The sequence below is a fragment of the Clostridium sp. C8-1-8 genome, assembly GCF_009928445.1.
Classification (GTDB): domain Bacteria; phylum Bacillota; class Clostridia; order Clostridiales; family Clostridiaceae; genus Clostridium_AR.
In genome coordinates this window covers 1-13,224 of record NZ_JAABNO010000024.1, presented here as the reverse complement: position 1 = coordinate 13,224, position 13,224 = coordinate 1, and the positions used below count along the sequence as shown (strand labels likewise).

At 32.0% G+C, this 13,224-nt stretch carries 10 protein-coding genes; 2 read left to right on the top strand and 8 right to left on the bottom strand.

What is annotated here, in order from left to right; all coding sequences use genetic code 11:
* Window positions 1-75 precede the first annotated feature (75 nt).
* On the bottom strand, window positions 76-1,476 hold the full coding sequence (gene rhaB, locus GXK57_RS19610; protein ID WP_160679586.1) for a rhamnulokinase: 1,401 nt from the start codon (window positions 1,474-1,476) through the stop codon (window positions 76-78).
* A 763-nt stretch (window positions 1,477-2,239) separates the two neighbouring features.
* On the bottom strand, window positions 2,240-3,406 hold the full coding sequence (locus GXK57_RS26390) for an amidase domain-containing protein (protein WP_202127755.1): 1,167 nt from the start codon (window positions 3,404-3,406) through the stop codon (window positions 2,240-2,242).
* Between the two features lie 160 nt (window positions 3,407-3,566).
* Here GXK57_RS26390 and GXK57_RS19600 point away from each other — a divergent pair, with 160 nt between their 5' ends.
* On the top strand, window positions 3,567-4,052 hold the full coding sequence (locus GXK57_RS19600; protein ID WP_160679584.1) for a hypothetical protein: 486 nt from the start codon (window positions 3,567-3,569) through the stop codon (window positions 4,050-4,052).
* Window positions 4,053-4,137: 85 nt separating this feature from the next.
* Here GXK57_RS19600 and mmsB read toward each other — a convergent pair whose 3' ends face one another.
* The 6 genes from mmsB to GXK57_RS19570 form a co-directional block, all read right to left on the bottom strand.
* A complete protein-coding gene (mmsB, locus tag GXK57_RS19595; RefSeq protein ID WP_160679582.1) occupies window positions 4,138-5,349 on the bottom strand; it encodes a multiple monosaccharide ABC transporter permease in 1,212 nt (403 codons plus the stop codon).
* A gap of 1 nt (window position 5,350) precedes the next feature.
* The gene (gene mmsA / locus GXK57_RS19590) at window positions 5,351-6,886 is read right to left on the bottom strand and encodes a multiple monosaccharide ABC transporter ATP-binding protein (protein WP_160679580.1); all 1,536 of its coding nucleotides are present in this window, start codon (window positions 6,884-6,886) and stop codon (window positions 5,351-5,353) included.
* Window positions 6,887-6,982: 96 nt separating this feature from the next.
* Entirely contained in the window at window positions 6,983-8,074 is a 1,092-nt protein-coding gene (gene chvE, locus GXK57_RS19585; RefSeq protein ID WP_160679578.1) for a multiple monosaccharide ABC transporter substrate-binding protein, read from the bottom strand.
* Window positions 8,075-8,467: 393 nt separating this feature from the next.
* Window positions 8,468-9,727, bottom strand: coding sequence for a helix-turn-helix domain-containing protein (locus GXK57_RS19580; protein ID WP_160679576.1), 1,260 nt, complete (start codon window positions 9,725-9,727; stop codon window positions 8,468-8,470).
* Between the two features lie 2 nt (window positions 9,728-9,729).
* Entirely contained in the window at window positions 9,730-11,199 is a 1,470-nt protein-coding gene (locus GXK57_RS19575) for a histidine kinase (RefSeq protein WP_160679574.1), read from the bottom strand.
* 4 nt (window positions 11,200-11,203) lie between these two features.
* The gene (locus GXK57_RS19570; RefSeq protein ID WP_160679710.1) at window positions 11,204-12,163 is read right to left on the bottom strand and encodes a substrate-binding domain-containing protein; all 960 of its coding nucleotides are present in this window, start codon (window positions 12,161-12,163) and stop codon (window positions 11,204-11,206) included.
* Window positions 12,164-12,427: 264 nt separating this feature from the next.
* On the opposite strand from GXK57_RS19570, the gene GXK57_RS19565 reads away from it, so the two are divergent.
* Entirely contained in the window at window positions 12,428-12,805 is a 378-nt protein-coding gene (locus GXK57_RS19565; RefSeq protein ID WP_160679572.1) for a CBS domain-containing protein, read from the top strand.
* Window positions 12,806-13,224 lie beyond the last annotated feature (419 nt).

Here is a 13,224-nt window from a genome sequence, read left to right as displayed (position 1 = left end):
TCCCTATATGAGTTACCCTAAATACAATCTCAGCCATAATTAAATTTAGATTTATGTTTAAAAATATTATTAGATTTAAGGCATATAGGTCTTTATTTCAAAAGATTTTTCTATAAGAGTTCTTGCCTCTTCCAAATGTGCTACCTTCTTATAGCTTAAAAGCTGTGCTACTATATTTCCTATAGCTGTAGCTTCTACTGGACCTGCTAGTACTTCTTTCTTAGTTACCTTTGCAAGAAGTTCATTTAGAAGCTCATTCTGACAGCCTCCTCCAAAAACATTTATCTTCTTATATTCTTTTTCAAAAATCTCCTCTAGTTCTCCAATTGACTCTTTATAGCTAGCACTTAAGCTATTAAACACACAGAAAGCAACTTCTCCAACTGTTTCTGGAACCTTTTGATTTGTTTCTCTGCAGTAAGCCTTTATCTCTTCAATCATATTTTCTGGATTTAAAAATCTGTCATGGTTTACATCTATTATTGAAGTGAAGTAATCAGCTTCTCTAGCTTTTACAACTAGTTCTGCAAAAGAGTATTTATTATCATACTTTCTTCTAACTTCTTGAATGATCCAAAGTCCCATTATGTTCTTTAAGAATCTGAATGTATAATCTATTCCACCTTCATTGGTAAAGTTATAATCCATTGATTGGGGTACACATATAGGAAAATGGTTTTCTACTCCCATAAGCGACCATGTTCCCGAACTTAGATAAACACTGTCATTATCGTTACATACTGAAGCTATAAACGCTGATCCAGTATCATGAGTAGCTGGAAGTATGACCTCCATATCAAAGCCAAACTCATTAACTAATTCTTCTCTAAGAGTTCCAATAATAGTTTTAGGCAGCTTTATTTCCTGGAATATGGATTTATCAATGCCTAGCTCAGCTAATATCTTTTCATCCCAGTTTCTATCAAAGGAATTAACTAACTGAGTACTTGTAGCGTTGGTATATTCATTTACCTTTGCTCCAGTTAAAAGATAGTTTAAATAATCTGGAATCATTAGAAAGGTCTTTGCCTTGTCCAATATTTCTGACTTTTTATCTTTAATTGCCATCAACTGGTATATTGTATTGAATCTTTGGAACTGTATGCCAGTATATAGATAAAGCATATCTTGAGGTATTACTTCAAATACTTTTTCCATCATACCTTCTGTTCTATCATCTCTATAGGCTACAGTATTGCCAAGAACATTGTCTTCTTCATCTAGCAGTACAAAATCAACTGCCCAAGTATCTATACCTATACTTTTAGGAAGCTTGCCAAGTTCTTTACACTTATGTATACCTTTTTTTATATCCTCAAATAAACTCTTTAAGTCCCAGCAATACTCATCCTCAACTTTTCTTATTCCATTTTCAAATCTATAAACTTCTTCTATCTTCATTTGTCCATCTTGTATATAACCTAAGATATGTCTTCCGCTAGAAGCGCCAATATCAATGGCTAGATGATATTCCATAACTTATCCTCCTTAGCTTCGAAATCATTTACACAAGTAAATTATAGTTCTTGGCTAAAGATAATATAATGTCTAGATTTGTATAATTTATTATCCTTATTTGCAATTCCAAATCAAAAAATCACTGAAGGGATCTAGATTAAGCTCATCCTGGCACACGAAATCGAGTAGGAGCTTAATAATTATTTTATTCAGCCTCCTCTCACACCACCGTGCGTACCGTTCTGGTACACGGCGGTTCTTTTAGTTGAATGAATTTTAATATATTGACGCATTAGGCTTTTTAAGCCTATTTCCTATAAGAATTTATTTGTAAGAGTTTTGTTTAAAATTGCACTCTTTGCTTATCTTCGAGTTGCGTCCTATCTTGGGCATTAGAGTCTAAATATTTAGTTTTCTGCAATTTTTGAGTATTCTGCGAAACTTTCAAACTTGAAAACCTCCCTAAAGTTCAGTCCTTCATCCGCTATCGCGATTAGCGGAGTTACTATGACTTTTGCTGACTTCTGATAGTTCAGTTACATATAGCTATGTAAGTTATCGCCCTAGAAATTCATCTTTGTAAGCGATGTATCCCTCAGACCGAGACTTTGCCTTAGGCTTCCTTCAGATTCCACCTCACGATAGACACCCTTGCCCTTAGCTAGTGGTTCCCACTACCAAGTGCACAGCGGACTTCCACCGCCAAGTTGTTGCCCATGCTGGGCACACAAAAAAATCTCATGCAAACATATTACATGAGATTTCTCTGATTAGTATATTTTTAGTTATTATATCCAAATATATGTGCAGTTCTTTGCTTATCATAATTATAAGCACCACCTGCATACGCTTGATCAAGTGAATAATCTTTTCTATCAGTTGTGTGCGCACAGTAATACAATCCGCCATAGTCATCCATATCCGTGATAATTATGGTATGGTGATAGCATCCCTCATCGTTATTCCATAATTGGACAACATCACCTAAATCTATATCTAAATTATGAGTATTATCCATAGCAATTGGACCTGAACCAGTATTATTAACTAAAAAACTCCAAAAATTATCTACTAACACCCAAGCCTTTCCAGCAATTAAACTAGTAGTAGCCCAGTTACTTATAATATTCATTTTTGGTGCTCCAGCATATACTGCTTGAGAAACAAAATTAGTACAATCTGCAGGGCAATTGGTGTAATCTGGATTTCTAGAATAAGCCCACTTCCTAGCATAATTAATAGCAGCACTACGATTATAATCTACTTGCCATGTATGACCTTCAAATGATGATAAATTTGTTATTAGCTTCTTAGATAAACTTTTCTCAATGTTGTTTTGTTTAAGTCTCATATATTGGTTAACTTCCTCATCTATATTAGCTAAACTATTCTTTAAAGATTGAATTTTTTCATTAATATTATTTGAATCAATTAAATTACTTGCTTCAAAATTATCTTGACTTACATCCATTTCTTCACTATTATCTTTATCTTGCACTATCTGCCATGAATCTTTCACTTTTTTTAATGATATCTTATGCTTATTATTAAACTCTTTAGACACCTTATCCTTCGTTTTTTCAAAAGAAAATTCAGTGTCTTTAGATAAATTTACAGTTGCCATGTCTCCATCAATATTAAGAGAAGTATACCTTATATCGATATTATAATAATATAATTTATTGTTAAGCTTTCTATGCCATAAAACCTCTCTAGAATTTCTTAAGTTTGTAAATTCCTTAAGTTCATTATTATATATTATTTTAGATTCATCTATAGCTTGACCACTTTTTATCGATTCAAATTCACTTCCGAAATATTGTTTTATATTTTGTTTTATTTTACTTACATCATTGTTTTCAAGAGCAAATGATTTTTTAGATGGATAGATTAGTATAGTTAGCGATAATAAAGTTAATAAGACTTTTATGCATCTTGTTTTTTTCATAAATTATCCTCCAATTCTATATAATGTAAACCGGTTTACAAATAATATTCTACTCCTAGTAAAAAAAATTGCAACTTATTTTTAAAAGTGACATAATTATATTTATACAGTCACTAATAACTTAAAAATCTTTATTATAAAATATCCTAGGAGGAATGTTATGCTTAAAGCTTCAACCAAATTTAAAGTTATTTCACTGCTTACCTTAGCAATTATGCTATCTACTCTAGCATTTATAGTTGTTCAATATTTAAATAAAAATAAAATCAACAAATATGTAGATATAAAAAACCTAGTTTCAGAAACTTATATAACTCCTGATGGTTATAGTGAAAATCTAAAAAAGCATGTATCTGAAAATGTATTTAAAAGTTCTAATGCCTATTTATATTACAATGATCTAAAATCAGACAAAGTTGAAACTCCTCATATGTCAATTAATGAAATTAATCAACACAAAATCAACGATTCAATATTTGTTTATATGAATTACTCCTTTACTATTGATGATTCTAAAGGTAGGATTTTGCATTGTGCAATGAATGTACCTGTAGTATTTGAGGTCATTAAAAATAAAGACGGGATATATATTAAAAATAAACATGAATATGAGTCTCCTCAGGATGTTCCTTCTCAATATAAATAGAGTTTAGACTTGAAGAATTACAATAAATGAACATGTAGTAAGCTTAATTCACGTATTAAAAGGAGGGGCTATCCCCTCCTAAAAACTATCTCTTTGATTTTGAGAATACATCAAAAGCTACTGCCATCAGTAGTACGAAACCTTTTATGGTCATCTGCATATCACTGCCAACTCCCATTATTGACATACCATTGTTCAATACACCCATAACAAGTGCTCCTATTATAGCTCCTATTACTGTACCAACACCACCGTAAGCTGACGCCCCTCCTATGAAGCAAGCTGCAATTGCATCAAGCTCAAAGTTTGTACCTGATTGAGGTGCTGCTGCATTTAATCTTGAAGTAAAGGCTATACTAGCTACTGCTCCTAGCACTGCCATGTTTACATAAGAGAAGAACAATACCCTATTAGTATTTATTCCTGAAAGTTTTGCTGCCTTTTCATTACCTCCCATAGCATATAGATATCTTCCTTGAACAGTGTTGTTTGCAAAGAAAGAGTATATGAATACCAATATACAAACTATTATAAAGATTACAGGTATTCCCTTGTATTTTGCGAACCAATAAAATACTAGGTTTGTAGCCAAAACTACAACTGCCAGCTTCCCTATTAAAAGATATACGGAGTTACTTTCGTACTCACTCTTTTTACTTAGACTCCATTTTCTTACCTCTAAGATAGCATAAATTATAGAAATTATGATACCTGCTATAATTGCTGTTAGGTTTAATCCACCAGTTCCTTTAAAAATATCTGGTATATAACCTCCACTTATCTTTTGAAAGCTTTCTGGAAATGGTGACAAAGTTAGTCCCTTAAGCATTGTAATCGTAAGTCCTCTAAATATAAGCATACCTGCAAGCGTTACTATAAATGCCGGAATTCTTACATAGGCTATCCAAAAACCTTGCCATATACCTATGATTAGTCCTGCTACTAGACAAAGAACTATAGCTACACCAGTACTCATTTTCATGCTTATTATAAAAGTACCAAGCAGCGCACCTATGAAGGCACATACAGAACCTACAGAAAGATCAATATTTCCTCCTGTCAAAATACATAAAGTCATTCCTATAGCTAAAATGAATACATAACTATTCTGAAGTATTAGATTGGCTACATTCATTGGCACTAGCAGTATTCCATCGGTTAAAACCTGAAATATAATTATAATAACTACCAATGCAATAAGCATTGCATACTGTCTTACATTGCTCTTAAAAGTATTTTTTATTAAATCCGCAACATTGTGCTTAGTATTCTCTCCAGATTTTTGAACTGTTTGCATCCTAAATAACCTCCCTATTACTATTCATTATGCATTTCATTATTGATTCCTGAGATGCATCTTTTTTATCCAACTCACCTACTATTTTTCCTTCATTAATAACATAGATCCTATCACAAACTCCTAGTATCTCAGGCAATTCTGAGGATATAAAAATTACTGACTTACCGCTGTCAGCTAAGTCGTTTATTATCTTATATATCTCATATTTTGCACCTATATCTATTCCTCTTGTTGGTTCATCTAATATAAGAATATCTGGTTCAGTAAATATCCATTTGCTTAAGACTACCTTCTGCTGATTTCCACCGGATAGATTACCTACGTTTTGAAGTATTGATGGAGTTTTTATATTTAGCTTTCTTCTAAACTCTTCAGCAACTTTAGTTTGTCTTCCCTTGTCTATAACATAATTTCTGCTTATCCCAAATAAGTTAGCTATAGTTATGTTATTCTTTATGTTGTCTATTAGATTTAAGCCTGCAGTTTTTCTATCTTCTGTAGTATAGGCTATTCCCTTTTCTATAGCTTGCCTTATATTATTAATTGTGATTTCCTTTCCGTCTTTTAGTAGTTTCCCACTAATATGAGTACCATAAGCCTTTCCAAATATACTCATGGCAAACTCTGTTCTTCCTGCTCCCATAAGGCCTGAAAGTCCAACTATTTCTCCCTTTCTTACTTTTATATTCATATCCTTAATTACTCTTCTTTGAGGTATCAACGGATCATATACATTCCAATCTCTTACCTCGAAAACCACCTCTCCAATCTTCGGAGTATGTTCTGGGAACCTATGGGTTAAGTCTCTTCCAACCATTCCCTTGATGATTCTATCTTCACTTATATCACCATCATTTTCTAAGGTTTCTATAGTTGCTCCATCTCTAATTACTGTAACTCTGTCAGCTACTTTTACCACTTCATTAAGCTTATGAGAAATTAGTATTGAGGAAATTCCTTGCTGCTTAAGTTCTAACATAAGATTAAGCAAATGATCCGAATCTTCTTCATTTAAAGCTGCCGTAGGCTCATCTAGTATTAGAAGCTTAACATTTTTAGCCAAAGCCTTCGCTATTTCTACTAGCTGCTGTTTTCCAACCCCTATATCAATAATCTGTTTATTGGGATTTTCACTTAAACCTATTCTCTTCAACATTTCTGCTGCTTTATCTTTAGTTTCACGCCAGCTTATAAAACTATTTTTTGCTCTTTCATTACCTAAGAATATGTTCTCAGCTATTGATAGATATGGAATTAAAGCTAATTCCTGATGAATTATTACTATTCCTTGCTTCTCGCTATCCTTTATATTAGTAAACCTACATTCTTTTCCTTCATAGATAATGTCTCCAGTATATGTTCCATAAGGATATATGCCGCTTAAAACATTCATTAGAGTGGATTTCCCTGCTCCATTTTCTCCAATAAGAGCATGAACTTCACCTCTTTTTACATTTATATTTACATTATTTAAAGCCTTTACTCCAGGAAAGGTCTTTGTTATGTCTTTCATTTGAAGAATATAATCCTCCATCTTGTCCCCTCCAATCTTGATACATTTATTTCTGTTTTCATGCTATGCTTATAAAGCCGAGCACTGTAACTCGGCTAAATTTACTACTGTTTTTTATTATTTCAAATCTGCTTCCTTGTAATAACCGCTATCTATAAGTATTTGCTTATAGTTAGAAGAATCAGCGTAAACAGGATCACATAAGAAGGATGGTACAACCTTACTTCCGTTATTATAGGTCTTTGTATCGTTTACGGAAGCTTCCTTACCTTGTAACAAACTATCAACCATCTCAACCACTTTAGTTGCTAGAGTTCTTGTATCTTTGAATATTGACATTGATTGCTGCTTATTAATCATAGCTATAACATTTGGCTTGTCACAGTCTTGTCCAGTTAATATTGGGTATGCCTTATCAGAACTGCCATAACCAGCATTTTTCAAAGAAGCTACTATACCTATTGCTAAGCTATCATTTGGAGATAATACTGCATCAAGTTTTTTGCCTTTTGCATAGTTTGCAGTAATTAAGTTATCCATTCTTGCTTGAGCTTTAGCAGAATCCCAGCCTTGGATTGCTATAGTAGTAAAATCCTTTTGTCCACTAGAAACAACTAACTTTCCATTGTCTATATAAGGTTGTAATATACTCATTGCTCCGTTGTAGAAGAATGTAGCATTATTGTCATCAGGTGAACCGCCAAATAACTCTATATTAAATGGACCTTTTCCATCCTTTAATCCAAGTTGCTTTTCTATATATTGCCCTTGTATAACTCCAACCTTAAAGTTATCAAAAGTTGCATAATAATCTACATTAGGACTCTTCATTATCAATCTGTCATAAGCTACTACTTTTACTCCATTGTCAGCAGCCTTTTTAAGTACATCTGAAAGAGCAGATCCATCAATAGAAGCTATTACTAGAACCTTACACCCCTTTGTTATCATGTTTTCTAACTGTTGAGTTTGGGTATTAACATCATTATTGGCATATTGAAGTTCAACCTTATAGCCTTTAGACTCCAATTCAGATTTCATGTTTGCTCCATCCTGATTCCACCTTTGAAGTGATTGAGTAGGCATAGCTACACCTATAAGCTGCTTGTTTGAAGCTGCTGAATCTGATTTCTTTCCACCAGTACCTCCACAGCCAGCTAAAGTTACCGCTAAGCCTAAGGTTAAGATAGATGCAAGTAATTTTTTCATTTCTATTCCCCCTTATTTTATAAGTTAGTGTAAATTTTTTTCACACTGTTTTTGGATTTTGACCACAGCCTTATTATAGTTTGTGAATACGTTTAACTAAAGGTATTTACTTGCTTTGTACTAGTAATCTATTGTTGAAATTTTAAAGACAAAAAAATACCTATATAGTAATTTATAAAACTACTACATAGGTACTGTTATATATTATTTGCCCTCTAGCTTTAATCAAGTTACCTCATAGATAAACAGTCCTATAGTATAGGTATTCTTTACGAAAACTTAATATATGTTCGATAATCCCGGCTTCTGGGCATTATGGGACATATATTAATTAATAGTTGAAGTTGGATACCTATATATAAAGTTGTACTTTGGAGTTCCTCTCTCCCTGATCTATCTTCTAAACTCTGTAGGACTTTGTCCCTCGTACTTTTTAAAAACCTTACTAAAATAATTAGGATCGTTATAACCTACAGAAAAACAAACTTCTTTTATACTTTTCGAATTATCTTTAAGCATTTCTTTAGCCTTTTTTATCCTAACTATATTTATATAATCTGAAAAGTTACAGCCTACCACCTCTTTAAAGGTTCTGCTGAAATAATAACAACTCAAGTTAAACTTTGCAGCTACAGTATCTAAATCAAGCTCCTCTACCATATTATCAATTATATACTTTTCTATATCTTTAAATAGCATTAATTTATTACTATCTACATTATGGCCACTATCATTTTGATTTTCCTTAACATTATCAATATGACAAATATTGTTATCGCCTCTTTTATCTAAGGATGCACAGGCTTCCTTGTAGGAAGTATAAATTTCAGAAAGTCCAGTATAGCACCTACCTATTCCTACGTTTATAGGAATCTCAAATAATCTTTTTACTTCTTTTCTTATATCAACTGCAAGCTTTACCACTGTAATCTTTTTATCTTCATCACTACGATCCATAGGGGCTTCTATAAAATAGACCAATTCCTTAGTAAACCTATAGGTACCTATAGCTCTATACTTCAAATTAATATATCCTTTAATATACTCTCCAATCTTTTTCTTAGTTTGGTTATTACAAAGTCCAGTATTATCATCTACTTCAATTACCATAGAGCAGGTGTTCTCAAAAGTTAAGTTTAGATAATCCTTATACATCTGTTCATCTATGGCTTCAAAGGTATTGCTTAATATATAATAACTCAGTTCATTTTCCATGGCTGAAATTAAATTATTAAGTTTTTCTGCATTCTCAATTTCGCTTTTTCTCTTGGCTTTCTCTTTATCCACATATGTTATAGCTTTTCTTATTTTGTCCACAAGCTCTAATCTTCCAAAAGGCTTTAGTATATACTCCTTAACATTATTCTTAACAGCCTCAACTGCAAAGTCAAAGTAGTCATAAGCAGTCAGTATTATGAAATAAGTATTAGGAAGAGACCTTTTTATCTCTTCGATAGCAATGATTCCATTTATTCCAGGCATTTTTATATCAGTTATTACTATATCTGGCCTATATTGCTCAGATACTTCAATAGCTTCTCTACCGTTACGAGCCTCAAATACCTCAAGCTTATTACCAAATTCCCCATTTAGAATACTTATAATAGCCTCTCTATCATACTTTTCATCGTCAGCTATAAGAAGTTTTACCATGTCTATATCAACTCCTTTTTAGGAATTTTTAAATAGATTTTTGTACCAAGCCCCTCTTTACTTTCTATGGAGAATAAGTTTTTCTCATCGTAAAGCAACTCTAGCCTATTAATTACACTTTTTATCCCCATTCCAGTAGTATGTCCAATATGTCCACCAGAATTTTCTTCTGAATTTATCCTAGTTAGCGTTTCTTCATCAATTCCACAACCGCTATCTTCTATGCGAACCATTGTATATTCATCCTCTTCATATATAAATATCCCTATATTCCCTCCCTCTTCCTTAGGTTCTATACCATGTATAAAAGCATTTTCTACAAAAGGCTGCAGGGTCATACCTGGAACTTTTACCTTTGTCAAATCAATTTTAAAATCCAGTATAAATGTAACTCTCTCATCATATCTAACCTTTTGTATGAATATATATTGCTTTACCACATCTATTTCTTCCTTTAGAGTTGCATTTCTTTCCATCATAGTTAGGCTGTATCGTAATATTCCAGCTACAGATTTTATAAGTTCCTCGGTAGTTGCTGCATTTTCTTTTATGGCTGTTTGATTTATACAATTTAGAGTGTTAAATAAGAAGTGAGGATTTATCTGCGATTGAAGAACTTTTAGTTGGCTTAATTTTAGTGCATTTTCATATTTTAATATGGTTATTTCATCATCTATCACTTTACGTTCAAGCTCAGCATTTCTCTTTATAGAACTTATATATATATTTATATCCTTTGTCATACTGTTAAAGGCTTCTGATAATAAGTCCAGTTCATATATACCTGTGTTTTCTCCTTCAACAAGCTCAAAGTCACCATTAGCAACCTTCTTAGAAGCCTTTACTAACTGCTTAAGCTTTAAACTTATATTTTTTATAAAAAACAATGTAGATAAGGAACTTATCAGTAAAGCAAGAACAATATATAGAATTATTATCTTGTTTATATTACGTTCCTTAACTTCATAACTTTTATATATATTATCGTTATAGCTTATATAACTGTCAGTTAGATTAGTTATATAAATATTGCAGTAAGACTGCACCTCCTTGGCAGAAACATAGTGATCATAATAGGTGTCAATAGGTCCTCTATTTCCGTAAAGTTCTATGGTTTTATCTCCCTCAGCCTTATAGCTGTAGAGTGTATTTATCAAATCTCTTAAGATATATTGACTTTCAACATCAGAAATTTCCTTAAGAGAATTAACCTTGCTTAATGCCTCGTCCAAATATCTTTCATAATCATTTTTGCATTGTCCATTATTAGTCTGAATATATTTATTAAAGTTATCCGCTGAATCATTAAGAAGATTTTTTATTTCATTTATTGTATTTAACTTGCTTAACATTATGGAATAATTCTCATTTATTTTTCTATTAGTAAATACTGCGGTTATATTACTTGTAGCTAAAGGAACAATAATAATGAGAGCAAAAATAATGAATTTTCTTCTTAAACTATTCTTCATCCTTTTACTCTCCTTGCTTTTTGTTATACGAGTCTATATTATTTTTATCAACTACTTGTACATCAGTTAAATTTATTTTATTTACTTTCTTTCCTTCTAATATGTCCATTATCATGTTTACTGAATTGTATCCCATAAGATACGGTTTCTGTACAATACTTGAAGAGATAACACCGGATTGAATAAGCTGAAGAGTTTCAGGCAAATCATCAAAAGCTACTATCTTTACTTTTCCTACAAGTCCAAGAGTTGATACTGCCTTAGCCGCACCTACTCCATCAAGTGCTGAGGTACAAAATAACGCTTTTATATTATAATTACTAGTCAAAATCTTCTTAGCAGCCAGTTCAGCTTCAAGAAGATAGGAGTCAGAGGATTCTATACTTACTATATTAATCTTTGAGTTATCGTTTATATACTTTTTAAACCCTTCTACTCTTTCTTTTTGATTAGTTACCTCTTTTCCGCCTATGACTATTCCAATATTTCCTTCTGTACCTATTTGTCTTATCATTTCTTTTGCCCCTTCAGTTCCAGCACCTATATTATCGGTACCAACGTATGCTAAACGTTTACTTTGCTGAGCATCTGAATCAATGGTCAAAATAGGTATTCCACTATCAACAACCTTATTGATCACTGAGTTATACTTACTTTCTTCCTGTACATAGGTTATTATTCCGCTAACCTTTGCTGCATAAGCCATATTTATAAGCTTAAGTCCTTCATCCACATTGGCATAGTCAGGTCCTTCAACCTTTACAACTGCATTTCTTTCCTTCGCTGCCTTCTCCGCTCCATTCTTTATATATTGCCAGTAAGGATTAGACTTTACATGGCAAATAAGTACTATCTCTGGTTTTATTTGCTCTCTCTCAGTAGCAGGCTCTTGAAAGATTCCAAAAAGCATAAAATTGAATATTCCGAAAATTATTATTATAATCAAATACTTCAACTTATACATATACTTCAAAGCGTTTCCTCCTTATTGATATTTTGAGGCTACTCTGCTACAACTAAAATATACATGCTTATTATATAATATATTACAAAATATGTATATCAAAATTATAACTTTATATCAAAATAACACCAGTAATAATTTGCTATAGTAAAAATATGTATTTCTACAACCTTGTTTATTCGAAATTTTCTGAATATATGTTTTTTTCTATGTTTTTTTGTAGTAAAATGAAAGTATATAATCACTTAAACAGGAGATGATATCATGAAAATAAAAAGTATATTAAAATGCAATACTAAAACACTTAAGGTAAACGATGATATAGACAAAGCATTGAAAATAATGGATGAACTTAACCTAAATGGTATGCCTGTAGTGGATGAAAGTAATGCCTTAGTTGGAATGGTCGTAAAAGCTGATATTTATAGATTTATGATAACCCCTGGCCACTATGAAAACTGTCCTGTAGACTGGGTTATGTCAAAGTCTATTATTCTAGCTCAAGCTAATGAAGATGTTGAAGTGGTAGCCAAGCGTTTAAGGAAAAATGATATTATCTCTATGCCTGTAGTTGAAGATGATAAAGTTGTAGGTATAGTAACCATTGAAGACTTATTAGATTATTACATGAACCTGGAATAGTTATTATAGTATTACTTGAAAGTACATAGAAAATCACACCGAAGCCAGTTTCTTCGGTGTGATTTTTCGTAGCTGTCTTTTCTGAATATATGTTAAGAAATTCTGGCAGGCTTCATAGTTTTATTTTTTCTATTTAACCCAAAGATCTGTTTCTGATACACCGAAATTGCTAGGTTTAGCTAGCAAAAAATTTTATATCCTTCTACAAAGTAAAAAACGACTTCTAAGTAACTTAGAAGTCGTTTTTCAATCTGATGCAGTGTCTTCAATAATTTATAGAAGGGTAATACAATCATATTATATATATATTGTTGCAATATTATTCTTTATGCTAGTCTTATTAGTTTTTGGCTATGTTTAAGAATATTGTTGAAATTAAGTGGTTAAGAAGGAGATGCTATATGAGCGAGCAATTAGAA

What these genes read in the sequence shown, in the direction of transcription:
- rhaB (WP_160679586.1), bottom strand. Translation starts at nt 1,476, where the DNA reads ATGGAATATCATCTAGCCATTGATATTGGCGCTTCTAGCGGAAGACAT.
- chvE (WP_160679578.1), bottom strand. Translation starts at nt 8,074, where the DNA reads ATGAAAAAATTACTTGCATCTATCTTAACCTTAGGCTTAGCGGTAACT.
- GXK57_RS19570 (WP_160679710.1), bottom strand. Translation starts at nt 12,163, where the DNA reads ATGTATAAGTTGAAGTATTTGATTATAATAATAATTTTCGGAATATTC.
- GXK57_RS19580 (WP_160679576.1), bottom strand. Translation starts at nt 9,727, where the DNA reads ATGGTAAAACTTCTTATAGCTGACGATGAAAAGTATGATAGAGAGGCT.
- GXK57_RS26390 (WP_202127755.1), bottom strand. Translation starts at nt 3,406, where the DNA reads ATGAAAAAAACAAGATGCATAAAAGTCTTATTAACTTTATTATCGCTA.
- mmsA (WP_160679580.1), bottom strand. Translation starts at nt 6,886, where the DNA reads ATGGAGGATTATATTCTTCAAATGAAAGACATAACAAAGACCTTTCCT.
- GXK57_RS19565 (WP_160679572.1), top strand. Translation starts at nt 12,428, where the DNA reads ATGAAAATAAAAAGTATATTAAAATGCAATACTAAAACACTTAAGGTA.
- mmsB (WP_160679582.1), bottom strand. Translation starts at nt 5,349, where the DNA reads ATGCAAACAGTTCAAAAATCTGGAGAGAATACTAAGCACAATGTTGCG.
- GXK57_RS19600 (WP_160679584.1), top strand. Translation starts at nt 3,567, where the DNA reads ATGCTTAAAGCTTCAACCAAATTTAAAGTTATTTCACTGCTTACCTTA.
- GXK57_RS19575 (WP_160679574.1), bottom strand. Translation starts at nt 11,199, where the DNA reads ATGAAGAATAGTTTAAGAAGAAAATTCATTATTTTTGCTCTCATTATT.